A 24,406-nucleotide genomic window follows, 5' to 3' on the forward strand; every position below is an offset into this window, starting at 1 on the left:
GCAGGAATACCAGCGCACCCACACCAGCCGCTACCAGCATCAATACGACCTCGCCGCCTGACCAAGATCGAGAAAGTCACTCAGCGCAAAACGCACCCCGCCCTTGGCCTGGAGAACCCTGTCAAGCGCCTTGGCGACGTCCAGGGTGGGATGCCGATGGCCGTTTTCAATCTTGCTCAGATGGCCGGGGTCAAGCGGCGCGCTGCGCGACAGCTCCCGCAGGGACATGCCTCGCGCATGTCTCATACGGCGCAAGACCGTCCCAAAGCCCTCGGTTTCGGCCACGTCTCATCATTCCGATTCTGGCCAGGGCGTTGTCAAGGCGGGAACTGCCAACTGGCAACACCTGGAGGGTTGCGCTTACCGCGTCAAGACTTGCCATCGGGTTCCTGGCACGCCCTGCCGGCCCCTTCCCGCCCTTCGGTTCGCCCGTCGAGCAGGAAGGCCAGTCCTGCTGACGATTGCGCGGAAGGAAGGAACGAGACATGCAACGCCATCGGCCTACACGGTGTGGTTTGCCCCGGTTCGGAATGAGTGGCCGCTGATGACTCCCGGCCAGGAATGGCGTTCACGCGGAAGCGACTGAACATGAACGGGAAGCTGACCCAGGCCGCGATCGGCGAGCCCGAGATTGACGATTGGTGGGACGAGGACGATGAGGAGGATCTCACCGTCGGCTACTCGCTCATGAAGGCCCTGGCGGCGGAGTATCAGCTGGTCCAGATCGCACCCGGCGTCTGGTGGCACTCGAACACCCCCGAGGATCCAGGCGCGTACTGGCTGCCCAAAGCACCATGAGTGGTAACGGGGCCGCCAGGTGGCGGCTGTCCTGCCGGTCGATCGCGGTCAAGTCGAGGGTTGGTCTTGGGCCGGGCCCGCCCGGCGGCCGGGGTCGGGGTCGGTGTTGCAACCAGCGGCCCTGGCGCGCCGGGGACTCGTCGGACGCTCGTACGGTCAAGGGCGCGGAAGAGAAACGCCAAACCCCTGGCCCACCGCGGACTGTGCTGTCTTCTTGCTGATGACGAGGCTGATCGGGCGGGTTGCGCTGTTGACGAGGATGCCATCGCAAGCGGGGTTGTCGGCCGCCATCTTCAAGAGCACTTGACCGGGTACGCCGGCGTTGCATTGCGATCCCGGCGCCTGGGCCGCCGTCTCGGGATCGGCGAAGGCGAGGATCCGGGGCTGGCCGTCGCCGTGCGTGGTGCGGCCGACCGAGAAGCCGGGGCCGGTGGCGGGCCTTCCCTGCGCGTCGTGGGTCACCGTCCCGATGCCGACGACGCCGACGACCGAGTCGCGGAACAGCGTCAAGAACTGGGCGTAGCTCTCCGCGCTGTTCTTGTCCGCGTGCTCGGCCATGAGATCGGACATCGGGGTATCGCTCACCGTGGCACCGTAGCGTGCCTCCCGACGCCCGGGGATGGCGGGAAGATGGCCAGCCGGCGGCGGTCCTGGCCGTCGATCGTGGTGAAGTCGCCGCCGGCCAGCAGGACGCCGGTTGCTCTGTTCAGGCTCAGCACGCGTACGCCGACCACTCCGTTGCCCTGCGGCGCCCACGTGGACAGCTCGCCGCCGGCGGTCACCGCGGCCAGCTTGTGCCGCGTCACGGAACCGTCCATGCACGCCCCATGCACCCCGTTCTTGCTGGTCAGGCACGCGCTGTCGAAGTGGCCGCCGACATACGTCACGCCCTTGCTCACCACGATCGCCGCCGCGTCGCCGTCGAAGACCCGCTGCCAGCGCAGCACACCGGTCGGCCCGTACGCGATCGCCCGCCCGCCCACGCCGGCCGTCGCTACGTCGACCCCCGCCGGGTCCGGCGCGATCGCCCGCACCTCGGCCGGCACCTTCGGGCGGAACGCCGGGTCGACCCGGCCGGTCACCGCCTGCACCGCCGCCAGCCGCAGCGTGCCGCGCTCGTCGTCGACCTGGTGGAACGCGCCGCCGACGTAGACCCGGCTGCCCTGGGCGGCCAGCGCGTGCACGGCGTCGTCGGTGGCCGGCCGCCAGGCCGCGTCCAGGTCGCCGGTGGCCAGCGAGAAGGCGGCCAGGTTGGCGCGCCGCCGGCCGTCCACGGCGGCGAAGCTGCCGCCCAGGTAGAGCCGCCCGTTGCCGGTGGCCAGCGCGTACGCCGTGCCGGTCAGCGTGTGCTGGAACGGCAGCACGTCGCCGTTCGGGGCGATCCGGGCCAGCGAGTCGCGGTCGTGCCCGCCGACCGCGTGGAAGTCGCCGGCCGCGTAGATGCTGTCGGCGGTGGCGGCCAGCGCCCGTACCGTGCCGTCGGCGGCCGGCGCCCAGCTCAGCAACGCGCCGGTGCGCGCGTCGAAGGCCGCCAGCCGCTCCCGTGGATAGCTGTGCCCGCGATAGGTGGCGCTGGTGAAACTGCCACCGAGATAGACCACCGAACCGACGTGGGTGATCGTGTAGACGCCGCCGTTGAAGGTGGGTCCCGCATCGGCCGCCGGCAACGGCAGGCCGAACAGAAAGATGGCCACCACGGTCAGGAAACTGGGCACGCACCGTTAACCGTCGCGCATCCGGGAAAGTCTCGGCTCGAGGTCGAGAACCGGCGGCTCGATGGAGCGCAGGCCCAGCATCTCCAGCCACTCGACGAGCTGGTGGTGGACCGCGTCGGCGCCGTTCAGCTCGGGCCGGGCGATCGGCCACCGGGCCGGGTGCACGAGCATCGCGTCGGTCTGCCAGCCGCCGAGGCCGCCGTGCGAGCCGACCAGTTCCTCGAAGGCGGCCACCTCCTCGGTGACCGGGTCCACGCAGCTGATCAGCACGAGGTCGCCGACGTGCGCGGACTCCTGGTGGCGCAGCAGGTCGGCGCGGGCGTGCGGCCCGTACGGCAGCAGCGGGTCGACGCCCTCGACGGTGTCGTCCCGCAACCGGTGCAGGCCGGAGGTGCCGAACGCGACCGGGCCGTCGTCGTCGCGGACGACGACCAGGCCGACGCCCGGATGCGCGGCGAGCCCGGGAATCAGCCGCGGGTGGGCGCGGTCGATCTCGGCCCGGGTCGCCCGGTGGCCGTACTCGGTGAGGTAGAGCAGCGACAGGTTCCCGGAGGAGACCACCATCGGCGCCGCCTCCCCGGACACCCGCTCGACCAGCTCGTCGAGGGTCTCGCCGTAGCGCTGCCGGAAGGTCGCGCCCTGACTCTGCCCGTGGTCGGAGAGCACCACGATGTGGTAGCGCCGGGCCGCCTCGGGCGCCAGCCGCTCGAGCACGCCGAGCATCCGGTCCAGGCTTTCCAGCTGCCGCATCGACTCCGGCCGGGCCGGGCCGGCGTGGTGCGCGACCTCGTCGTAGTCGACCAGGTCGCAGTAGATCGACGGCGCGCCCCGGGCCATCTGCTCGGCGACCAGCGAGATGTTCACGTCGCGCAGCAGCATCGAGGCCGGGCGCAGGGCCAGGAACGCGCCCGAGCGGCTGACCCGGGGCAGCAGGTTGCGGCGGCGCTGCAGGCGGGCCTGGTGCAGCTCGGTGAAGACCTCGCCGACGCCGAGCACGAGCGCGCGGGTGAAGCCGTACGGCGAGGCCATGAACGCCGCCCAGCCCCGCGCCGACCGGCCGGGCAGCGCGGCGTGGCTGACGGTGAGCAGGTTGACCGCCGCGTCGCCGCTGAACGCGTTGCCGATGCTCACCCCGCCGTCGCACAGCAGCCCGCGGCCGTCGCTGAACCGCCGCTCGATCAGCGCGGCGTCCCGCGGCCGGTTGGAGACCATCAGCCTGCCGGTGTCCTTCTCGTACCAGCGGAAGCCGGGCACCTGCCGGGAGGCGCCGTGCAGGATGCCGGCCTGCGAGCCGGGCGTGGTGGACGGCAGCCCGGTGTGCCAGCCGCGCATGGTGTGGCTGCCCGAGCGCAGCCAGTGGCCCAGCGTCGGCAGGTTGCCGGCCCGGACCGCCCAGCGCAGCACCGGCTCCGAGAGCCCGTCCAGCTGGATCATCAGCAGTCCCGGCTCGGTACCCGGCCGGGGGCGACGCAGGGTGAGAAGTGAGCCGCCGGCGGTGCGCCGCCGCACCCCGCGCATCAGCCGCTTGGCCTCCTTGACGAACGTGTCGTCGGTGCCGCTGTCCAGCATCCAGTCGAGGATCGCGGCGAAGACCACGGCCAGGATCGCGGCCAGGACCAGCGACGGCAGCCCGCTGATCCGGTTGGCCGGGTCGATCTCCAGCGCCACCACGATCACCGCGATCTGGGCGATCAGGCCGAGCAGCATCGCGCCCCAGCCGCCGAGCGCCACGATGCCGACCAGCAGCAGCGGCCGCAGCACCGCGCCGACCCCGGCGACCAGCAGCACCAGGCCGAGCGTGTCCACGATGTCGGAACTCGCGACGCCGGGCATGAGCCACAGCGTCGCGGTGAGCACCACGAAGGTGACCAGCGCGCTGCGCAGCACGGCCCGGGACCGGCTCAGGATCCGCCGCCAGCTCAGCAGGGCACGCAACTCGGCGCCGCGGTCCCCGAGGACCGGCGCCGACGAGTTGTCCTGCGGGCTTACGGCCACGGGGCAACAATCGCACAATGCGCCGCCCCGATGGCCTGCCGTGCCTCGAATCACCCCGCCACCCTCCCGGGGGAAAGACGAGGCCGCGACGCACCGCTACGTTCGGCCCGGTGCGTCTGCTGCTCGCCCTGCCGCTGATCCTTCTCGCCGCTTGCGCGCCGCCGGCGAAGTCGCCTCCGGGGCCCGTGCCCGCCCGCAAGGTGGTCGGTTATTTCACCGACTGGGGCGTCTACGGCCGCGACTTCCAGGTGAAAGATCTCGACACCGGCGGGGCGGCGACCAAGCTGACCCATTTGCTGTACGCGTTCGGCAAGGTCGACGGCGGCCGATGCGCCGCGGCCGACGCCTGGGCCGACTACCAGAAGCCGATCTCGGCCGGGCGCAGCGTGAACGGCGTCGCCGACCGGCCGGACGCCCCGCTGCGCGGCAACTTCGGCCAGTTGCGCGAGCTCAAGGCCGAGCACCCCGGGCTCAAGGTGCTCTGGTCGTTCGGCGGCTGGACCGGCTCGGCCGGCTTCACCGAGGCGGCCCGCGACCCGGCCGCGTTCGCCGCCTCCTGCCGCGCGCTGGTCGACGACCCGCGCTGGTCGGGCGTCTTCGACGGGATCGACCTGGACTGGGAGTACCCGAACGCCTGCGGCCAGCAGTGCGACTCCAGCGGGCCGGCCGCCCTGCCCCGGCTGCTCGGCGCGCTGCGCTCGGCGTTCGGGCCCAGGGCGGTGCTCAGCGCGGCGGTGCCGGCCGACGTGGGCAAGCTGGCGCGGGCCGACTACCGGGCCGCCGCCGCGACGGCCGACTGGCTGAGCGCGATGACCTACGACTACTTCGGCACCGGCGGGGACGGCGGCGGCGACCCGTCCGACCAGCACCGCACCGAGCCGCACTCGCCGCTGACCACCTATCCCGGCATTCCGCGCTCGGACGCGACCGCCTCGGCGTCCATCGACAAGCTGCTCGCCCTCGGCGTACCGGCGGGAAAGGTTTTGCTCGGTATCGGTTTCTACGGCCGAGGCTGGACCGGCGTGACGGCGGACGGCCCGGGCGGCTCGGCGAGCGGCCCGGCCGACGGCCGCTACGAGAAGGGCCTCGAGGACTACGAGGTGCTCGCGAAACGCTGCCCACCGACCGGCGTCGCCGGCGACACCGCGATCGCGCGCTGCGGCACGCAATGGTGGTCCTACGACACCCCGAGCACGATCAAGACCAAGATGGCGTACGCCCGCGACAAGGCCCTGGGCGGCGCCTTCGCCTGGGAACTCTCCGGCGACACCCCCGACTCTGCCCTGCTGACCGCCATCGCCACCGGCCTCGCCCAGCCGTCCTGACCCAAGGGTCTGTCCTGCCGGTCACGCGGGGCTGCGGCGTGACCGGCAGGACAGACCCTAGTCCGCCGACTGGCTCTCCAGCGGGACCGCGTCGGCGGGGACCAGTCCCAATTGGACGCCGTGCCGGCCGAGCAGCGCGTCGAGCAGCCAGTCGCCGGCCACCCGCACCCGGTTGCCGGGCATCGACAGCAGGTGATAGCCGCGGGTCACCACCTTGGCCGGGAATCCCTTGACGGCCACGCCGAGCGGATTCGCCGCCGCGTCCAGGCCGCCCAGGTCAACCACGAAACCAAGATCATGATGTTCGTACGCGCGGCGCCGGCCCCGCCCGTACGACGCCGCGATGTTGAGCGCCGCGGTGTGCCCGTGCCGGACGGCGTGCTGGGCGGTCATCCCGGTCAACTGGCCCGGCATGGTCAGGTCGGGGACCGCCGCGGCGTCGCCGATCGCGTACACGTCCGGATAGCCGGGCACGGTCAGGAACTCGTCGACCACCAGCCGGCCCTCGCGGGTGGCCAGGCCGACGTGGTCGACCAGCGGGTCGGGCCGGACGCCGACGCACCAGATCAGCGATTTGGTCGCCACGTACTCCCCGGTGGACAGCCGGACGCCGGATGCGCTCGCCTCCTGCACGCTGGTCTCGGTGCGGATCTCGACGCCGCGCTCGCGCAGCACCGCGTCGGACGCGTCGGCCAGCCGCTTGTCGAGCGAAGGCAGCACCCGCTCGGCCGTGTCGATCAGCAGCCAGCGCGGCCGGCCGTGCAGCACCGGCCAGGGTTTGACCAGGTCCCTGGTGTAGAGCACGCCCTGCGCCGCCACCTCGGTGCCGGTGTAGCCGGCCCCCACCACCACGAAGGTGCAGCGCGCCTGCCGCTCGGCGTCGTCGGTGGCGTTCCCCGCCATCTCGATCTGCCGGGTGATGTGATCGCGCAGGTAGAGCGCCTCGGAGATGTTGCGGAAGCCGTGCGCGTACCGGCCCACGCCGGGCACCGGCAGCAGCTTGTTCACGCTGCCCACGGCGATCACCAGCCGGTGGTAGCCCATCTTGCCGGCGCCGCCCTCGGGGTCGGTGTAGCTCACCGTACGGCCGTCGAGATCGAAGCCGTCCGCCTCGCCGAGCACCACCCGCACCCCGGGCAGTGCCCCGGCCAGCGAGACGGTGACCCGCCGCGGCTCGAGCAGCCCGGTGGCGACCTCGGGCAGCAGCGGCAGGTAGAGGAAGTAGTCGGTCGGGTTGATGATGACGATCTCGGCGCTGCCGTGGGACAGCTTGGCGAGCTTACGGGCCACCGTGAAGCCGGCGAATCCGGCGCCGACGATCACGATCCGGGGACGTGCCATGCCGGTCCTCCCTTCGAGAAGCCTCCCCCACGCTAGTCAAATCTCGGCGGGATGACCGTTCGGCCGATCCGGAAAATCGACCGAACGGCCGTCGGCCGCCGTCGGCCGAATTCACGTCTTCATTAACGTCGGCCGGTGCCCACACGGGGAGGCATCGAACGGCGGGGGCCTCATCGGGTTGCTGGGGCGATCGTTTGGGCGAAGGGGGAGGCGTGGCGACCAGCGCGGTAGTTGAGCCGCCTGGGTACGCTCACGACTCCCTCTACCCCCCGATCGGACACTTCGCGATGGACGCCCGAGAGGCCGACTATGCGCATTTCGTCCGCACCAGGACGTACGCATTGTTGCGCTCGGCGTACCTTTTGACCGGAGACCAATTCCTCGCCGAAGACCTCGTTCAGGAAGCCCTCGCCCGTACGCATCGGGCCTGGCACCGCCTGGAACGGCCGGAGCATGCCGAGGCGTACGCCCGGAAGGTGATGTACCACGCACAGGTCTCCCTCTGGCGGCGGCCGAAGGTCGCCGAGGTGCTGCCCGGCGAGCTCGACCCGGAACCGGCCGGCGACGACCCCGCGGAGGAGGCTGTGCAGCGGGTCACCCTGCGCCGGGCACTGCTCACGCTGACCGCCAAGCAGCGCGCGGTGATCGTGCTGCGCTTCTTCGAGGACCGCACCGAGGCCGAGGCCGCCCGGCTGCTCGGCGTCTCGATCAGCACGGTCAAGACGCAGACCCGCCGCGCGCTCGAGCGCCTCCGCGCGCTGCTGCCCGACCTGCGGGTGCTCACCCGGGAGCGCCGCCGGTGACCGGGGGCCTGCGCGACGCGCTGCACGAACTGGCCGACATCGTCGAGCCGGCCGACCTCTACGACCGCGCCGTCCGCCGCTCCCGCCGGATAGCCCGCCGGGAGGCCATCGTCGGCACCGGCGCCGCGCTGACCGCGATCGGGCTGCTGGCCGGCGGCCTGTGGCACCTGCCGGCCGACGAGTCGAAGCAGCCGCCGCACGCGCTGAGCGGCCCGGCCGCCACGTCCCCCGCGCCGATACCCGCGATACCGCCGGTCGCCACCCAGCGGGCCCCGGCGCCGACTCACCCGCGCCCCGCGCCGACCAGCGCGGCCCCGCATCGCGGGAACCAGCCTCCGCCCGCCTCGCCGACCGCCACCCCGGCGTCCCGCGCGCTCGCCGACCTGCCCGGCCACGTCTTCTACCGGCAGGCCGGCGCCGACCCCGACGTGCTGCGTCTCTCCCCGGCCGGCGCCGGCGTCGAGACCGTGCTGCCCAAGGCGCCGTCGCCGGTCGGCATCTCGCCCGACGGCAAGAGCATCGCGTACGCGGTGGGCGGCACCCTGCTCGTCGAGCGGTCCGGCGGCGTGCCGCGGCCGCTGGCCACCGGCGTGCGCACCGCCGCCCAGGCACCCGTGTGGTCGCCCGACGGCGGCCGGCTGCTGGTCGACACGTCCGCCCCGGTGGTCGTCGAGGTCGACTCGGGCGCGGTCACCCCGCTCGCCGCCTCGTTCGCCGGTGGCCGGCATTTCCGCTGGTCCGGCGATGGCAGCGCGCTGGTCTACGCGACCAGCTACTGCGCGCTGAAGGTCTCGGCCGGTGGCACCGATTCCGCGGTGCCGGTGCTCGGCGACAAGCAGGCCGAGAACAACCCGGCCGGGCTGGCCGCGTGCCAGCCGACCAGCGTCGACGCGACCGGCGGCCGGGTCACCGTGCCGCTGCAGAGCACCGGCGAGACGAGCGCCGACGCCCCGGACACGGCGGACGCGGTGGTGGACACGGTCACCGGCGAGGTGGTGCCGCTCCCGGTGGCCGGCAGCGTGGTGGGCGCGTCCTTCGGCCCGACCGGAAACCTGCTGGTCCGGGCCCGGCAAGGCGGGCGGACGACGCTGTCGGTCTTCGCGCCCGGCGGCAAGCTGCTGGTGCAGGCGACCGAACCGGCGGCGCTGAACGGGCTCGAGCTCTTGGCGTACACCCGATAGGTTTTCAGTCCTTTTTGCGGCCGAAGAGTTTGAAGCCGCGCTTCTTGGGAGCGGCTTCGCGGACGGCCTCGCCGTTGAGCACGGCCAGCCGGTGCTGGGCGGCCGGATTGTCCGGTTCCATCCGCAGCGAGGTGAGCAGCGCCCGCCGGGCCTGGTCGATGTGGCCGAGCGCGTCCAGCGCCAGCCCGTGCGTGAAGTAGTAGTGCGCCTCGTTAGGGTCGAGCCCGATCGCGGTGCGCGCGGCCTGCTCGGCGTCGGCGAACTGCCGGTCGGCGGTCAGCAGCGCCCAGGCGACCCGGTCGTGCCAGAGCGGATTCTTCGGGTCGGCGATCACCGCGCGGTACGCCATGCTCACCGCGTCGTCGTGCCGGCCGAGCAGGCTGAGCGCCCGGCTCGCGGTGGCCGGCCCGCGCGGATCCTCCGGGGCCAGCGCGATCGCCTTGTTCGCCGCCTCCAGCGCGGGCTGGTTCTCGCCGAGGGCGAGCCGCAGCCGGGCCATCAGCAGCCAGGCCTCGACCGACGACGGATCGGCGGCGAGCACCGGCTCGAGCGTGCGGACCGCCTCGGCCGGATCCATCCGCTCGAACAGCGCCGCGGCCCGGGCGATGCCCTGCCGGGTCGGGCTCGCCTCCGGCGTGGCGGCAGCAGACTGGGCGAAGTCGGAGGACACGTGTCCATCTTCGGCGATTTGCCGGATTTCAGGAGCGGATTCCGCGGAACCCTTTGTGACGCGCGCGACGCCGGCGCACCAGAACGGCGAGGCCGACCCCGGCCGCCGTCACCAGCAGCAATGCGGTGACCGAGAGCCACCAGGTCGTGCTGGTCGCGCCCACCTCCAGCACGATCGCGGCCAGCATGCAGCCGATCACGACCCACCAGAGCACGATGTTCACCCGGTCGACCGCGAGGTTCACGCCGGCCGAGCGGACGTGCGCGTTCGACGCCGAGACGGTCAGCAGCCGCACCGCGAAGCCACCGATCGCGGCCACCCCGAGCAGCCAGGGCAGCGAGCGGGCCGGCGCCACGGTCGCGGTCAGCAGCAGGGCGAGGCAGAGCGCGGCGCCGATCGCCGCGATCCGCTGCCGGCCCTGGGTGAGCACGGTCATCAGGTACGCCCGGAGCGAGCGGTCCAGCCGCGTCACGAAGTAGGCCGCGAACCCGATCGGGGCCAGCGCCGCCACCCCGGCCAGGACCCGGGCGCCGCCCACCGAGAACTGGGTCATCCGCCAGCCCACGTATGCGAGCACGGCCAGCAGCACCGCGGTGTAGACGAGGAACCGGCGCAGCGCCACGTCGAGCATGAACCGGCTGGCCTGCTGCCGCGGGTCGGCGCGCAGCGCACCGGCCAGCCCGCTCGCGCCCCGGGCCAGCCGGCCCAGCGCGAACGGGTTCCGGTGCACCACGTCCAGCGTGGCCAGCTCGTGCTGGGCGACCGCGTTGTCCGGCTCGAGCGCGAGCGCGTCGCGCAGCGCCTGCCGGGCCCGGTCGGTGTAGTCCAGCTGCTTCATCACCATGGCGTAGGTGAAGCGGAAGTCCGCCTCGTTCGGGTCGAGCCGCACGGCCAGCCGGGCGGCGTGCTCGGCCTCCACCGCCCGCCGGCCGTCGCCGAGCAGCGCCCAGGCCAGCCGGTTGTGCCGGTACGCGTTCTCCGGCTCCAGCCGGGCGGCCCGCTGCGCCACCTCGATCGCCTCGTCGTGCCGGTCGAGCCCGGTCAGCGCCCGGCTGAGCGCGCCGAGCGCCTCGGCCGACTCGGGCGCGATCAGCACGGCCTGGTGGGCGGCCTGGTACGCCGGCTCGGGCCGCTTGAGGGCGAGCTGGGCGTGCGTCATCAGCACCAGCGCGCGCACGTTGTCCGGCTCGGCGGCCAGCACCGGGCCGAGCAGCTCGGCCGCGGCGGTGGCGTCGCCGCGCTGGAACTGCACGGCCGCCATCGCGACGGCCGTGCCGGCTTCGGTCATTCGTCGACCGTAGTTGGCAGCCACCCGGCCGAGCGGGTGTGGTCGTGTGGCTCGTACCACGGCATGCGCGCGAAGGCCCGGACCGGGAACGTGCCGAAGCCGCTGATCCGCGGTGGCGCGGCGGTGAAGCGGGCACCGGTCGGCGGCAGCTCGGCCAGGCCGGTGAGGTGCTCGACGATCGGGATGCCGGCGGCCAGCAGGAGGCTGTGCGCGGGCCGCTCGCCGCCGGCCGCCGCCGAGGTGTCGTCCAGGTTGACCGCGTCGATGCCGACCAGCGCGGCCCCCCGCTCGACCAGCAGCCGGGCGGCGTCCGCGGTCAGGTACGGGTGGTTTTCGGCGTACGCGGGCGTCCCCCAGTGCCGGTCGCCGCCGGTGTGCAGCAGCACCGCGTGCCCGGCCACGGTCAGCGACTCGAGGTCGCCGGCCTCGACCGCGCGCCGCCCGCTGCCGACCGCGCGGACCACCACGGCCGGCAGGTCGGCGAGCCGCCCGAGCGGCAGCCCGGCGAGGTCGGTGCCGTCGGAGTACCGGTGCCGCGGACTGTCCAGATAGGTGCCGGTCTGCCCGATCAGGTCGATCCGGTCCATGCTGAACTCGGTGCCCTCGGCATACCGGGACCGGGAGTCGGCCCAGGTCAGGTGGGGGCTGATGACCGGGCCGGGCAGCCCCGGGTAGGTCGTCAAGCCGTCCGAGATGACGTGGCTGAGCTCGACGAACTCGAACCGGGCCGGCGAGTCGCCGGTCGGTTCGGCCGGCTCGCCGAAGACCCGCGCCGCGTCCAGCTCGACCCGCTCGACGTCGCGCAGGCCCAGGGCGGTCACCAGCAGCGCCGCGATCTCGGGCCGGGTGACGTCGGGGTGCGGCACGTCGATCCGCAGGCCCTGGATCCGCAGGCTGCCGCCGCCGGTGAGGTTGACGGCGGCGTCGAGCTCCGCCCGGTACTGCAGCACGGCTGCTCCCCTATCCCAGTTTGATGATCGCTTCCACGATCAGCCAGATGCCGAAGATAGCGAAGAGGGCGGCGGCACCGAATCTGATGACCCGCTCGGGCAGGTGCCTGCCGAGCAGGCGGCCGACCAGGATGGCCAGCGCGTCGGCGGCGACCATGCCGAGCGTGGAGCCCAGCCAGGTGCCGAACCAGCCGTGCTGGGTGGCCAGGGTGATCGTCGCGAGCATGGTCTTGTCGCCCAGTTCGGCCAGGAAGAACGCGCCGCCGACGGCGAGGACGGCGGATCCGGTCGTACGCTCGGCCTTGTTCTTCTCGTCGTCGGTGAGCTTGTCACCGCGCAGCGTCCAGGCGCCGAAGACGAGGAAGGCCAGGCCGGCGATCAGGGAAATCCAGCCGGTGGGCAGCGTGGCGCCGAGGCCGTAGCCGATGCCGACCGAGACCAGGTGCACCAGCGCGGTGGCCACGGTGATGCCGATCAGCACCGGGACCGGCCTGAAGCGGGTGGCGAAGGTCAGCGCCATCAGCTGCGACTTGTCGCCGAGCTCGGCCACGAAGATGACCGCGAAGCTCAGCGCCAGCGCCGCGAGGAATCCGTTCACGAAAAACTCCCGGGTGATCGGGACCGGGAGGAAGACGCCGGGGCGACCTCGACCCGGCCGTCAGGAACAACAGCCAAGTCGAAGGTCTCGCTCGCCTCGAAACGAGGCCGCGCGGCCGGACCCTGGAAACCCGGGATCAGCATGTCGACCGCGACGTTAGGAGCTACTCCCCTTCGCAAGACGAGCCTACCCGGCGGGTCTCTCGGCCCGCCCGGGTACGTGGCCATCCTCACTGAGCTGAGCTGAGCTGGCTCCGCTTCGCTCCGCGGGCGATCGCCCCTTCGGGGCTGATGGGCGGCCAGCCGTTTTCCCGACGCCGCAAACCCCGCGGCGCCGGCAAAACGGTTGCCCGCTCATCAGCGGGGCGATCGCGGGCCGATGATCTCCCGTTCGAGCACCAGCCGGGCCTGCTTGGCGACCGACGCGCCGTTGAGCGGGTTCGGCGGGGGCAGCGGCGGGCAGCGCTTGTCGGAGCGGTCACCCTTCCGGCGCTTCGGCAGCGTGCCGTCGGCCAGGTAGTCGGCGACCGCGTTGTCCACACAGTCGTCGCCGAAGAGCGAGCCGGCGTGTGTGGTCCCGCCGACGCCCTCGATCAGCACCGCCTTCGGGAACAGCTTGCGCACCTCGAGGCTGCCGCTGAACGGGGTGGCGGCGTCGTTCGTCTCGCTGAGCAGCAGGATCGGCGGCACGGTCTCGCCGGAGACCGTGGTGGGCACGCCCGCCTTGGCCGGCCAGGTGCGGCACGGCGCGTTGTACCAGGCGTTCGCCCAGGTCTCGAACGGCGCCCGGCGGTGCACCGCCCAGTTGTCCGAGCTCCACTTGGTCCAACTCGTCGGCCAGGGCGCGTCGGAGCACTGCACGGCCAGGTAGATCGCGTAGCCGTTGTCGGCGTCCTTGCCGGGCGGGTTGTTCCGGTCGTACAGCTTCTTGAGCGGCTCCGGGTCGTGCTTGCGGGTCCAGGCGCTCCACGCGTTCGCGATCTCCTCCCAGCCGAAGACGTAGTACCCGGCCTGCAGGAAGATGTCGGTGAACTCGGACGAGCCGAGCACGCCGCCGGCCGGCGCCTTGTCGAGCTTGACCCGCTGGGCGTAATAGAGCCGCTGCACGGCCTGCTCGGTGCGGCCCAGGTGGAAGACCTGGTTGTACTTCGCGACCCAGCCGAAGTAGGTCCGGATGTTCTTGTTGAACGCGATGTCCTGGTCGAGGTTCGAGTCGTACCAGACGCGGGTCGGGTCGACGTTGCCGTCCAGCACCATCCGGCGCACCCGGGACGGGAAGAAGGTGGCGTACACCTGGCCCAGGTAGGTGCCGTAGGAGAAGCCGTAGAAGCTGATCTGGGTGGCGCCCAGCGCGAGCCGGATGCTGTCCATGTCCCGGACGGTGTCCTGGGTCTTCAGGTGGTCGAGCAGCGGGCCGCCGACTTTCGCGCAGGCCTTCGCGTACCCCTCGGCCTTCTTCAGCCAGGCGGTCTCGATCGCCGTGGTGCTCGGCACGTACTCCGGCCGGTTGTACCCGGCATAGGTGTTGTCGCAGGTCAGTTCCGGCGTGCTGGAGCCGACCCCACGAGGATCAAAACCGATCCAGTCGTACGCGTCACCCGCGCTCTTCGGGACCAGCGACCCGACCACCGCCAGGGTCTGCCCCCTCGCCCCCGGCCCGCCCGGGTTGACCAGCATCACGCCCTGGTACTTGTCGTCCGGGACGGTGTGCTTGATCCGCGAGACGGCCAGCTGGGTCTTCGGCCCGTCCGGGTCCTTGTAGTCGATCGGCACGGGCAGCACGCCGCACTCGGCCTTGCGCGCGAGCAGCGACGGATCGGTGCAGGTGCCCCAGGTGATCTGCGGGAACCAGCCCGTCCGGTGGCCTACCGGCTCGGCCTGAGCCCCGGTCGCCGCGGCGCCGACCACCGCCAGGGCGATCGTCATGGCCGCCGCCAGAAGTCTTCTCATGCTCAGCCCTCTCGTGTCCGATTCGCCCCAATATGCTGCGGCGTGGACGGCCGCATTGGGGCCGCCCACGCCGGGGACGCACGAAAGAAAAGCTGTTCGGACTAACGCGTGCGTAGACGCTGGGCGATGAGGGCCAGCGCGCCGAGGACGGCCACCGACACGCCGTAGACCAGGGCCACCGGGTGCAGGCCGAACGAGGTGGCGGCGAAACCGGCGATCACGGCGGGGACGCTGAACGCGGTGTACGCGATCACCAGTGCCACCGCGAGCAGTTCGCCCCGCTCGTGCGGCGCCGCCAGGGTGGCCAGTGTGCCGAACGAGGCGAGTGCCGAGGCGCCGAAGCCGATGCCGGAGATCACCGTGCCGACCGCGGCCAGCGTGACGCTCGACCACTCCAGGCCCAGCACGCTGACCACCGAGCCGAGCGTGAGCAGGGCGGCGGCGACGGTGAGCACCCGCGGGATGGGCTGCTTGCGCATCGCGTACGAGGTGATCGCGCCGGTCCCGCAGAGCAGTGTCACGACGAACCCGCCGACCAGGTGGTTGGTCAGCCCGAAGACGCCGGCCGCCACCGACGGGCCGAGGGACAGGTAGAGCCCGCCGATCGCCCAGCTGGCCACGATGATCGGGACCAGCGCCAGGACGTCGGCCCGCAGCCGGGACGGCACGCCCAGCCGGGGGGCGAGCGAGGCGACGGCGCCGGGGCGGCGGGCCGAGGTCTCCGGGATGCGGGCGACCACGTAGCCGGCCAGCACCATCGCGGCCAGCAGCAGCGCCCAGACCAGGTGGGTGGGCTCGGGAGCGAACTGGACCAGGGCGCCGCAGCCGAGCGCGCCGACGGCCAGCCCGGCGACCGGGGCGATGCCGTTGATCAGGCCGGCCCGGCCGGGCGCGTGCGGCGGGTTGAGGTCGACCAGGGCGGCGCCGAGCGTGGTGAGCGCCGCGCCGGTGGCGATGCCCTGCAGCAGGCGGGCCACCAGCAGCACGGTCACGTCGCCGGCGGTGAGAAAGAGCGCGAGCGAGGTGGCCTCGAGCGCGATCGCGGCGGCGAGCACCGGGCGGCGGCCGATGTGGTCGGAGAGCGCCCCGAGGGTGAGCAGCGCGCCGATCAGGCCGAGCACGTAGACCGCGAAGACCACGGTGAGCGTGGTCGGCGAGAAGCCCCAGAGGTGCTGGTAGACGACGTAGAGCGGGGAGGGCGCGGCGGAGGCGGCCGCGAAGGTCACGAAGACAGCGGCGATCGCCGCGAACGCGACCGAGCGCGACAGTCGCCGCTGGTTGCGGACAGCCGGCCTGGTGTCGGCGACGGTGGTCATGAGGTTCCCCCCGGGTTGACTAACAGACAGGTCTGTCTGCCTCGACGAGGGTAGACAGGTCTGTCTGGTATCGTCAAATACATGTCCGCCGCATCACCCTCCGCCCCGGTGAAGAAGCCGTCCGCCCGCGAGCGCCTGCTCGCCGCGGCCGACGAGCTGTTCTATGCCGAGGGCGTGCACACCGTCGGGATCGACCGCATCATCGAGCGGGCCGGGGTCGCCAAGGCGTCGCTCTACAGCAGCTTCGGCAGCAAGGAAGAGCTGGTCCGGGCGTACCTGGAAAATCGGCACCAGATCCGCCGCAAGCGGCTGCTGGCCGGCCTCGAGCGCTTCGACAACCCGCGCGACCGGCTGCTCGGCGTCTTCGACGTGCTCGCCGAGCTGACCGCCACCCCCGGCTTCCGCGGCTGCGCTTTCTACAACGCCAGCGCCGAGTCGGTGGCCGAGGGCGGCGCGGTCGAGCAGGTCTCGAATGCCAATCGCGCCTGGACCAGGGGGCTGTTCACCGAGCTGGCCCGGGACGCCGGGGTCGCCGACGCGCCGGCCCTGGCCGACCAGCTGATGATCCTCTACGACGGCGCCTCGGTCGGCGCGCGGATGGACAAGCAGGCCGGCGCGGCGGCGCTGGCCCGGGCCGTGGCCGCCCAGCTACTGGCGGCCGCGACCCGGTAACGCGTTACTTCGAGTCGATCGGCTCGGCCACGCCGGTGGCCGCCGACAGCGGCTGCGCGTCGGAGATCTCGGCCTTGGCCGCGGCCTCGCGGCTCACGAAGTCGGCCGGGGCCTTCTTCCCGCGGACGAGCGAGGCGATCGCGCCGACCACCAGCAGGCCGATCGCCATCCAGAAGACGATCACCAGCCCGTCGTGGAACGGATCGGCGATCAGCCGCGGGAAGAACTGGAGGCCGGTGAGCTTGGCCGCGTTGGCCGCCGGCAGCGCCCCCAGCACGTGCGGGCCGAGCAGCTGGCCGATCGGGTTGTAGCCGAGGAACGCCGCGAACAGGGTGCCGACCGGCGGCAGCTGGGCGATCGTGTTGGCGGTCGCGGCCGGCACGCCCTGCTGGGTCAGGCCGGCCGAGAGCGTGTGCGGCAGCGAACCGGCGAGACCGGCCACCATCAGCGAGAAGAAGATGCCGATGGAGAGCACCTGGCCGGCGTTCTGGAAGGTGGCCCGCATGCCGGAGGCGGCGCCGCGCATGTTCGCCGGGACGCTCGACATGACCAGGTTGGTGTTCGGCGCCGCGAACAGGCCGCCGCCCAGGCCGTTGATGAAGATCAGCACCGCGAACACCGCGTAGTTGAAGTCGCCCGGCAGCGCCAGCAGGCCGACGAACGACGCCGCCATCACCAGCAGGCCGCCCGCCGCGAACGGCCGCGGGCCGAACTTGTCGGACAGGTAGCCGGAGATCGGGCCGGCCGCGAGGAAGCCGATCGTCAACGGGAGCAGGTAGATGCCGGCCCACAACGGGGTGGACTCGTAGCTGTAGTGGTGCAGCGGCAGCCAGATGCCCTGCAGCCAGATGATCAGCATGAACTGCAGGCCGCCCCGGGCCACGCTGGCCAGCAGGTTCGCGGCGTTACCGGTGGCGAACCCGACGTTCTTGAACAGCCCGAGCGGGAACATCGGCTCGGCGACCCTGGACTCGATGACGCCGAACACGATCAGCACGGCCACGCCGCCGATCAGCCCGGCCAGCACCCACGGGTTCGTCCAGCCCTGGGTGTGACCACCGTACGGCTGGATCCCGTACGTGATCGCGGCCAGGACGGCGGTGAGGCCGACGGCGAAGGTCGCGTTGCCCCACCAGTCGATCTTCGCGTGCCGGCGAACGCCGGTGTCGTGCAGCGACCGGTACGCCCAGACGGTGCCGAGCACGCCCAGCGGGATGTTCACCCAGAAGATCGAGCGCCAGTCCCACTCGGCGAGCACGCCGCCCAGCACCAGGCCGATGAACGAGCCGGCCAGCGCCGAGACGATGTTCACGCCGAGCGCCATGCCCCGCTGCGCGGCCGGGAACGCGTCCGTGATGATCGCCGCGGAGTTCGCCATCAGCATCGCGCCGCCGATCGCCTGGACCACCCGCCAGCCGATCAGCCAGAGCGCGCCGCCCCCGCCGTCGAACGGGTCGAGGGACAGGATGATCGAGGTGATCGTGAAGATCGCGAAGCCCGCGTTGTAGATCTTGACGCGGCCGTACATGTCGCCGAGCCGGCCGAGAGTGACCACCAGCACGGCGGTGACCAGCATGTAGCCCATCAGCATCCAGAGCAGGTAGCTGACGTTGCCGGGCTCGAGCGGGTTGACGTTGATGCCCTTGAAGATCGCCGGCAGCGAGATCAGCACGATCGACGAGTTGATCGTGGCGAGCAGGTTGCCGAGCGTGGTGTTCGACAGCGCGACCCATTTGTAGCGGGGGTGATCCACAGAGAGCACGCGATAGTCCTTCGGGTTGTACTGATCAGGAGGCGAGCAGGCCGCTGAGCCGGTCCAGCGCGGGCAGCGCCGCGACCAGCGCGGCGTGTTCCTCGGCGGGCAACTGCTCGAGCAGCGCGGCGAGCGCCCGGGTGCGCCCCTCCCGGCGCCGGGCCACCGCCTCGCGACCGGCATCGGTGATGGTCACGACCACGGCCCGGCCGTCCTCCGGGTCCGAGCCCCGGCGGGCCAGCCCCTCCTTCTCCAGGCGGGTCACCAGCTGCGTCATCGCGGGCTGGCTGACCCCCTCGGGCGCGTGCAGCTCGCAGAGCCGGCGCGGGCCGCCGCGGTCGAGCCGGTGCAGCGTCGACGCGGCGGTGAGGCTCAGCTCGGAGCGCGGGGTGAGACGGCGGAGCAGTTCGTAGAAGCGCTCGAAGCCGGCCGCGATCGCCGCGTCCTCAGCCGAGAGGGAGGTTGTCTGCCGCACCTCCCAGTTATATCACTGCCTTATACAGGTTTATCCTCGACGTGACGCAGCGCTCATCGCGCAATTCGCCCAAACGTGCCGTACGCGCCTGCTCTGCCCGGCGCGGCGGTGGTGACAGCATGCGGTCATGGACGAGCAGACCTTCTGGGACCTGGTCGACCGGCTCGGCCCCGATCCGGCCGACATCGACCGCCTGGTCGACGAGCTCTCCGACCACGGTGCCGCGGACATCCGGGACTTCGCCGACCATCTGGCCCGGGCGCTGCACGCGCTGGACACCCCGGACCACTACCGCGCGGTGGCCGCCTCGGGCGTTTCGTTCCTGGGCGTACGCTGCGCGGCCGTCGCCGCCGGCGCCAGCGCGTACCGGAGGGTGTTGAGCGCGCCCGCCGCCCTCGCCTCGTACACCGACCGGCCCGGCGCCCACCTGCTCCCGGTCGCCGAGCGGGCCTTCCGCACCTCCACCCGCGGCGACTGGCAGCACCGGCCCGAGGTCGACACGCACGCTGTGCCCCTACCCAAGCCTGGACTATCAGTCGGCGGAGCTGTGCCCCTACCCAAGCCTGGACTATCAGTCGGCGGAGCTGTGCCCCTACCCAAGCCTGGACTATCAGTCGGCGGAGCTGTGCCTCCACCCACGCCTGGACCATCCGTCGGCGGAGCGTGGCTGCGGCCGCACATGGGCACCACCGACGAGGGCAGCGCCCCGCAGGACTACATGATCGCGCTGCGGCACGTGGCGCTGACCCTGGACGCCGACCCGGCCTGGCGCGCCTGGTGGGGGCGCTCCGGGCTGGCCGCCTGCGAGCTGGGCATCGTCGCCGAGGGCCGGCTCGACCACCTGCGGCCCAGCGCGGACATCCGTCGCTGCGGCGACCGGCTGCGGGCCAACTTCACCTGCGCACTGCCCGGCGAGGGCGCCGATCTGGCGAGCCGGGCGGCGACCGAGGTGCGCGGCATGTTCGAGGTGATCCGGCAGGCCATGTCGATGCCCGGGCTGCCACCGACTCCGCCGGTGCCGACCCTGCCGCCGAACGTCCCGCAGGTGCCGTTGACCACGAAGCCGCTCCCCGAACTGCCGGCCGAGCTCGAGCAGCAGGGCTATCTGACGCTCACCCAGATCCAGGAGTTCTTCGGCTGACGGATATCTATCCTTCCCGGATATACCCTCAGCGTATACGCTGAGGGTATGGAGACCATTTCGCGCCGGAGCTTCACCGCGGCCGCGCTCGCCGTCGCCGCCGCCATCCCGCTGGGCCTTCCGGGTCGCGCCATCGCCGCCCCGGCCCGGCTCCACCTGCCCCGTCCCACCGGGCCCCACCCGATCGGGACCGTTCCGGTGCTCCTGGTCGACGGGTCCCGCGACCTGATGATCAGCGTCTGGTACCCCGCCCGGAGCGTCGAGCGGTGTCCGCTGGTGCCGTACACGCAGCCGGCCGTGCTGCGGGACCTCCTGGAGAACGCCGGCTTCCCCGCCGACGTCGCCCTCGCGCCGATCACTTCGGGCCACCTCGGCGCGCCGGTGCGCCGCGGGCGCTTCCCGGTCGTCCTCTTCTCGCACGGCGCGCACGATCAGCGGGCCGACACCACGATCACCGTGCAGGAGCTGGCCAGCCACGGGTACGTGGTGGTCACGGTGGACCGCACCGACGACGCGTTCGTCGAGTTCCCCGACGGGCGGGTGCTGGTCCCGTCGGAGGACATCCCGATGGGGCCGGCCGACTTCGCGGCCGACATCCGGTTCGTGCTCGACCGCCTCGACGAGCTGTGCGCCGGGCGGGTGCTGCCGGCCGGCCTCGCCGACGCGCTCGACCTGCGCCGGGTCGGGATGTTCGGCTGGTCGAAGGGCGGGTCCGCCACCGCCCGCGTGCTGTTCGCGGACCGCCGCGTCCGGGCCGGGCTGAGCCTGGACGGCCCGATGGAGCCGGCCGTCGACGGCGTGCTGGACCGGCCGTTCATGATGATGACCGCGGAGTTCACCCGGGCGGCCGAGCCGGCCGTCGCCGAGTTCTGGTCGCAGCTGCGCGGCTGGCGGCTGAACGTGCAGGCCGACGGCGGGCTGCACCGCTCGTACACCGATTATCAGCTGTTCGTCGCGCAGCTGGCGCGGGCGACCGGGATGAGCGAGGCCGAGCTGGAGGGCTGGAACGGCACGCTCGACGCGGGACGGGCCGTCAAGATCCAGCAGGCGTACCCGCTGGCGTTCTTCGACCTGCACCTGCGCGGGCGAGACAACCACCTGCTGTCCGGTCCCAGCCGGGCCTTCCCCGAGGTGCGCTACCTGCCCTGACCCGAGTCACTCGCACTCGTTCGGCACGTCCACCGGGAACAACAGGTCGTCGAAGGCGGATCGGGTGAGCGGCTCGGCGAAGTAGTAGCCCTGCCCGAGCTCGCAGTTGCCGCCGGCCAGCGAGGTCAGCTGGTCGGCGTGCTCGATCCCCTCGGCGACCGTGGACAGCTGCAGCGCCCGGCCCAGCTGGATGATGCCGTGGGTGAGGGCGGCCGCGGTCGGCTCGTCCACCACGTCGTCCACGAAGGACTTGTCAATCTTGATGATGTCGACCGGAAAGCGCCGCAGGTAGGCCAGCGACGAGTAGCCGGTGCCGAAATCGTCGATGGCCAGGCGTACGCCCAAGTCCTTGATCTCATGCAGCCGTTGCAGCGTGGCCGGGCGATGATCGACCAGCAGCGACTCGGTCAGCTCGAGGGTCAGCCGGCCGGCCGGCAGGCCACTGTTGTCCAGCGCCGACTGCACCACCTGCGGCAGCGTCGACTGCTCCAGCTGTACGGCCGAGATGTTCACGCTCACGGTCAGCGGCATGCCGGCCCGGCGCCGGTTCCACTCGGCGACCCGCTGGGTGGCCTCGCGCAGCACCCACTCGCCGATCGGCACGATCAGGCCGGTCTCCTCGGCCAGCGGGATGAAGTCGATCGGCGGGACGACGCCGCGGGTCGGGTGCTGCCAGCGGATCAGCGCCTCCACCCCGGAGATCTCGCCGCTGGCCAGGTGCACGATCGGCTGGTAGCGCAGCTCGAACTCGTGCCGTACGAGCGCGCGCCGCAGGTCGGCCTCGAGGTCGATGGTGGCCTGGAACTCGGCCCGCATCTCCGGCTCGAACCGCTGGAACTTGTCCTTGCCGTGCTTCTTCGCCTGGTACATCGCGAGGTCGGCGTCGACCAGCAACTCCTGGGCGGTGTGCTCGCCGGGCCGGCTGAACGCGATGCCGATGCTGGCGCTGACGTACGCCTCGGCGCCGTTGAGCTCGAACGGCCGGCGCAGCTCGTCGAGCAGCCGGGCGGCCACCGGCTCGGCCAGGGCCGGATCGGACATCCGCGGCAGCAGCACGGCGAACTCGTCGCCGCCGAGCCGGGCCGCCGTGTCGCCCTCCCGCAGGCAGGAGCGGATCCGCTCGGCGACCCCGACCAGCAGCTGGTCGCCGGCCGCGTGCCCGAGCGAGTCGTTGACCACCTTGAACCGGTCGAGGTCGATGAAGAGGACGGTCGCGCCCTCATCGTCGCCGATCAGGGCCTCCTCCATCCGGGTCTGGAAGAGCGCGCGGCTGGCGAGGCCGGTCAGCGAGTCGAGGAACGCCAGGTTCATCGCCTCGAGCGTGCGCGAGTCGGTGAGCGCGAGGCTCAGGTGCTCGGCGAACGCTTTGATCATTTCCTGGGCCGGCTTGTCCCACTCCCGGGCCCGGGTGTACATGCCGACGGTGAGACAGCCGACCGCCTTGCCGTTCTCGTGCACCGGCGTGGCCATCACCGACCGCAGGTGAGCCATCTGCATCGCCGGGATGACGATCGGGGAGACCGTGTAGTCCTCGATCATGATCAGCTCGTCGCCGAGGACGGCCAGGCCGGAGGCGCCGCCGGCGGACAGCGGCACGCGCTGCACCCGGGCCTGTACCGCCGCGGGCACCCCGGTCGCGGCGGTCATGCTGCCGGTGTGCGGGTCGTCCCGGTCGACCAGGTTGAAGGTGGCCATCTCGACGTCGAGCAGCTCGCTGGCGGCGTCGGTGACCGCCTGGAAGATCTCGTCGACCGGGTTGCGGCGGGCGATCGCGCGCTGGATCTCGGTGAGCTTCTCGAAGAGGCGCTGGCGCTGCTGGAGCGAGTCGTGCAGCCGGTCGTTCTCCTCGGCGTACCGGCGCTCCGACTCGATCATCTGCAGCGAGTGCAGGCTGAGCTCGAGCACCCGGGCGATGCAGCGCAGCAGCGTGACCTGCTCGGCGCTGAACGGGACGTCCCCGCGCCGGCCCAATACCAGCAGACCCGGCGCCTCGGTCTCGATCGGGGCGGAGGTGACGGCGTGCGGGACGCCAGCCAGATCCAGCGTGTGGCGGCGGCCGGCGGCGACCTCCGTCAGGGCGTACGCCGGGACCTCGTCCGCGGCGAGCCCGACCGCGGCGACCACCCCGTCGTCGATCATCAGCACCGCGACGTCGGCCCGCAGCGCCTGGGCGGCGCACTCGACGGCAGCGCGCTGTGCGGCCGGACCGCCGGGCCGGTCGGCGACGACGGAGAGGAACTCCGTCAGTTGCTGAGTCGCGAGCACGGCATGTCAGTCGGCCGGGCCCGGAGCCACTTGAGGAGAACGACCCGGGCATCGTCGGGCACGAAGTGGGCGGTCCGACCAGAGAAACGGGCATTCGTTTTGTCGGACTTGTTGGGGTAAGCAGGCAAATACGCTGTGGGACACGAGGGGGCAACGGGCACGGATGCCACGAAGTTGCCTGGACGGTGATGCGGGCCACACGATTTCCCCGGTGTTACAAATACTCCACGGCTGAAGCGGAGGAGGTGGCGAGGTGAATTCCGACGAACGGCACCACCAGATAGTCACGCTGGCCCGCCGGCACGGCGAGGTCAATGTCGCCAAGCTCGCCGCCGAACTCAACGTCTCGGCCGAAACAATTCGCCGCGACCTGCGGCTGCTTGAAAAGCATGGCCTGATCCGGCGTACGCACGGGGGCGCGTACCCGGTCGAGACCGCGAAATTCGAGACCGACCTGGCGATCCGGACCACGCGCGGGGTCCCGGAGAAACGGCGGATCGCGGCCGCGGCGGCCGGCCTGATCGGCGACGCCGAAACGATATTCATCGACGAGGGATTCACCCCGCAGCTCATCGCCGAGGCGCTGCCCACCGACCGGCCGCTGACCGTGGTGACCGCCTCGCTGCACACCGCGGCCTGGCTGGCCGCCTCGACGCCGGCCACGGTGCTCCTGCTCGGGGGCAGGGTACGCGGCCGGACGCTGGCCACCGTCGACCACTGGGCGGCCGGGATGCTCGCCGGCTTCGTGATCGACCTGGCCTTCATCGGCGCGAACGGGATCTCCCGCGAGTCCGGACTGACCACCCCGGACCCGGCGGTCGCCGACATCAAGGCGCACGCCGTCCGCTCCGCCCGCCGACGGATCTTCGTCGGCATCCACACCAAATTCGGCGTCCGCACGTTTTGCAAATTCGCCGAGGTAGCCGAATTCGAAACGCTGGTCACGGACACCGCGCTTCCGGTTTCCGAGGCGCACCGCTACGCGAGGCTCGGACCGCAGGTCATCCGGGTCTAGCAAGAAA

22 protein-coding genes are annotated in these 24,406 nt (G+C 72.0%); 8 read left to right on the forward strand and 14 right to left on the reverse strand.

All coding sequences use genetic code 11. The features are described from left to right. Positions 1–39: 39 nt before the first annotated feature. Entirely contained in the window at positions 40–285 is a 246-nt protein-coding gene (locus tag IH26_RS0135145) for a helix-turn-helix domain-containing protein (protein WP_030440582.1), read from the reverse strand. Positions 286–588: 303 nt separating this feature from the next. Here IH26_RS0135145 and IH26_RS0135150 point away from each other — a divergent pair, with 303 nt between their 5' ends. Next, positions 589–798 carry a hypothetical protein gene (locus tag IH26_RS0135150; protein WP_157437549.1) on the forward strand — a complete coding sequence of 70 codons (210 nt, stop codon included), beginning with the start codon at positions 589–591 and terminating at the stop codon, positions 796–798. A 156-nt stretch (positions 799–954) separates the two neighbouring features. Here the strand turns inward: IH26_RS0135150 and IH26_RS0135155 are convergent, their stop codons facing one another. Genes IH26_RS0135155 through IH26_RS0135165 form a run of 3 tightly spaced genes read right to left on the reverse strand, consistent with a single transcriptional unit; the run spans position 955 to position 4,508 of the window. After that, on the reverse strand, positions 955–1,383 hold the full coding sequence (locus IH26_RS0135155) for an SseB family protein (protein WP_245665800.1): 429 nt from the start codon (positions 1,381–1,383) through the stop codon (positions 955–957). Continuing rightward, on the reverse strand, positions 1,380–2,513 hold the full coding sequence (locus IH26_RS0135160; RefSeq protein WP_051809118.1) for a hypothetical protein: 1,134 nt from the start codon (positions 2,511–2,513) through the stop codon (positions 1,380–1,382). The genes IH26_RS0135155 and IH26_RS0135160 overlap by 4 nt, the downstream gene beginning before the upstream one ends. Positions 2,514–2,519: 6 nt before the next feature. Further along, positions 2,520–4,508, reverse strand: coding sequence for a phage holin family protein (locus tag IH26_RS0135165; RefSeq protein ID WP_030440586.1), 1,989 nt, complete (start codon positions 4,506–4,508; stop codon positions 2,520–2,522). A gap of 110 nt (positions 4,509–4,618) precedes the next feature. On the opposite strand from IH26_RS0135165, the gene IH26_RS0135170 reads away from it, so the two are divergent. Next, the gene (locus tag IH26_RS0135170; protein ID WP_030440587.1) at positions 4,619–5,833 is read left to right on the forward strand and encodes a glycosyl hydrolase family 18 protein; all 1,215 of its coding nucleotides are present in this window, start codon (positions 4,619–4,621) and stop codon (positions 5,831–5,833) included. Between the two features lie 57 nt (positions 5,834–5,890). Here the strand turns inward: IH26_RS0135170 and IH26_RS0135175 are convergent, their stop codons facing one another. Further along, on the reverse strand, positions 5,891–7,174 hold the full coding sequence (locus tag IH26_RS0135175; RefSeq protein WP_030440588.1) for an NAD(P)/FAD-dependent oxidoreductase: 1,284 nt from the start codon (positions 7,172–7,174) through the stop codon (positions 5,891–5,893). 287 nt (positions 7,175–7,461) lie between these two features. Between IH26_RS0135175 and IH26_RS0135180 the strand changes: the two genes are divergently transcribed. Next, positions 7,462–7,977, forward strand: a complete 516-nt coding sequence (locus IH26_RS0135180; RefSeq protein ID WP_030440589.1) for a SigE family RNA polymerase sigma factor — start codon at positions 7,462–7,464, stop codon at positions 7,975–7,977. Next, positions 7,974–9,158, forward strand: coding sequence for a TolB family protein (locus IH26_RS54390; RefSeq protein ID WP_034216670.1), 1,185 nt, complete (start codon positions 7,974–7,976; stop codon positions 9,156–9,158). Before IH26_RS0135180 ends, IH26_RS54390 begins: the two co-directional genes overlap by 4 nt. 4 nt (positions 9,159–9,162) lie before the next feature. Here IH26_RS54390 and IH26_RS0135190 read toward each other — a convergent pair whose 3' ends face one another. From IH26_RS0135190 to IH26_RS0135215, 6 genes are all read right to left on the reverse strand, one after another. Beyond that, positions 9,163–9,828 carry a tetratricopeptide repeat protein gene (locus tag IH26_RS0135190; protein WP_030440590.1) on the reverse strand — a complete coding sequence of 222 codons (666 nt, stop codon included), beginning with the start codon at positions 9,826–9,828 and terminating at the stop codon, positions 9,163–9,165. A 28-nt stretch (positions 9,829–9,856) separates the two neighbouring features. Beyond that, positions 9,857–11,116, reverse strand: coding sequence for a tetratricopeptide repeat protein (locus tag IH26_RS0135195; RefSeq protein ID WP_030440591.1), 1,260 nt, complete (start codon positions 11,114–11,116; stop codon positions 9,857–9,859). Continuing rightward, on the reverse strand, positions 11,113–12,066 hold the full coding sequence (locus tag IH26_RS0135200; protein WP_030440592.1) for a cyclase family protein: 954 nt from the start codon (positions 12,064–12,066) through the stop codon (positions 11,113–11,115). Before IH26_RS0135200 ends, IH26_RS0135195 begins: the two co-directional genes overlap by 4 nt. Before the next feature lie 10 nt (positions 12,067–12,076). Next, the gene (locus IH26_RS0135205; RefSeq protein ID WP_030440593.1) at positions 12,077–12,664 is read right to left on the reverse strand and encodes a TMEM165/GDT1 family protein; all 588 of its coding nucleotides are present in this window, start codon (positions 12,662–12,664) and stop codon (positions 12,077–12,079) included. Between the two features lie 356 nt (positions 12,665–13,020). Continuing rightward, a complete protein-coding gene (locus IH26_RS0135210; RefSeq protein WP_030440594.1) occupies positions 13,021–14,613 on the reverse strand; it encodes an alpha/beta hydrolase in 1,593 nt (530 codons plus the stop codon). 101 nt (positions 14,614–14,714) lie between these two features. Continuing rightward, entirely contained in the window at positions 14,715–15,929 is a 1,215-nt protein-coding gene (locus IH26_RS0135215) for an MFS transporter (protein ID WP_030440595.1), read from the reverse strand. Positions 15,930–16,010: 81 nt separating this feature from the next. Here IH26_RS0135215 and IH26_RS0135220 point away from each other — a divergent pair, with 81 nt between their 5' ends. Continuing rightward, complete coding sequence (locus IH26_RS0135220) at positions 16,011–16,601, forward strand: TetR/AcrR family transcriptional regulator (RefSeq protein WP_030440596.1); 591 nt, start codon at positions 16,011–16,013, stop codon at positions 16,599–16,601. A gap of 4 nt (positions 16,602–16,605) precedes the next feature. Here IH26_RS0135220 and IH26_RS0135225 read toward each other — a convergent pair whose 3' ends face one another. Then, positions 16,606–18,363 carry an MFS transporter gene (locus IH26_RS0135225; protein ID WP_034216672.1) on the reverse strand — a complete coding sequence of 586 codons (1,758 nt, stop codon included), beginning with the start codon at positions 18,361–18,363 and terminating at the stop codon, positions 16,606–16,608. Between the two features lie 25 nt (positions 18,364–18,388). Then, positions 18,389–18,829, reverse strand: coding sequence for a MarR family winged helix-turn-helix transcriptional regulator (locus IH26_RS0135230; protein WP_030440598.1), 441 nt, complete (start codon positions 18,827–18,829; stop codon positions 18,389–18,391). Between the two features lie 127 nt (positions 18,830–18,956). Between IH26_RS0135230 and IH26_RS58690 the strand changes: the two genes are divergently transcribed. Both IH26_RS58690 and IH26_RS0135240 read left to right on the forward strand, forming a co-directional pair. Beyond that, complete coding sequence (locus tag IH26_RS58690; protein WP_084599349.1) at positions 18,957–19,970, forward strand: DUF4240 domain-containing protein; 1,014 nt, start codon at positions 18,957–18,959, stop codon at positions 19,968–19,970. Between the two features lie 48 nt (positions 19,971–20,018). Further along, entirely contained in the window at positions 20,019–21,119 is a 1,101-nt protein-coding gene (locus IH26_RS0135240; protein ID WP_030440600.1) for an alpha/beta hydrolase family protein, read from the forward strand. 6 nt (positions 21,120–21,125) lie between these two features. Here the strand turns inward: IH26_RS0135240 and IH26_RS0135245 are convergent, their stop codons facing one another. Next, on the reverse strand, positions 21,126–23,384 hold the full coding sequence (locus IH26_RS0135245; RefSeq protein WP_157437550.1) for a putative bifunctional diguanylate cyclase/phosphodiesterase: 2,259 nt from the start codon (positions 23,382–23,384) through the stop codon (positions 21,126–21,128). 253 nt (positions 23,385–23,637) lie between these two features. Here IH26_RS0135245 and IH26_RS0135250 point away from each other — a divergent pair, with 253 nt between their 5' ends. Further along, complete coding sequence (locus IH26_RS0135250) at positions 23,638–24,399, forward strand: DeoR/GlpR family DNA-binding transcription regulator (RefSeq protein ID WP_030440602.1); 762 nt, start codon at positions 23,638–23,640, stop codon at positions 24,397–24,399. Positions 24,400–24,406 lie beyond the last annotated feature (7 nt).

The sequence above is a fragment of the Actinoplanes subtropicus genome (genome assembly GCF_000721705.1).
GTDB classification, from domain to species: domain Bacteria; phylum Actinomycetota; class Actinomycetes; order Mycobacteriales; family Micromonosporaceae; genus Actinoplanes; species Actinoplanes subtropicus.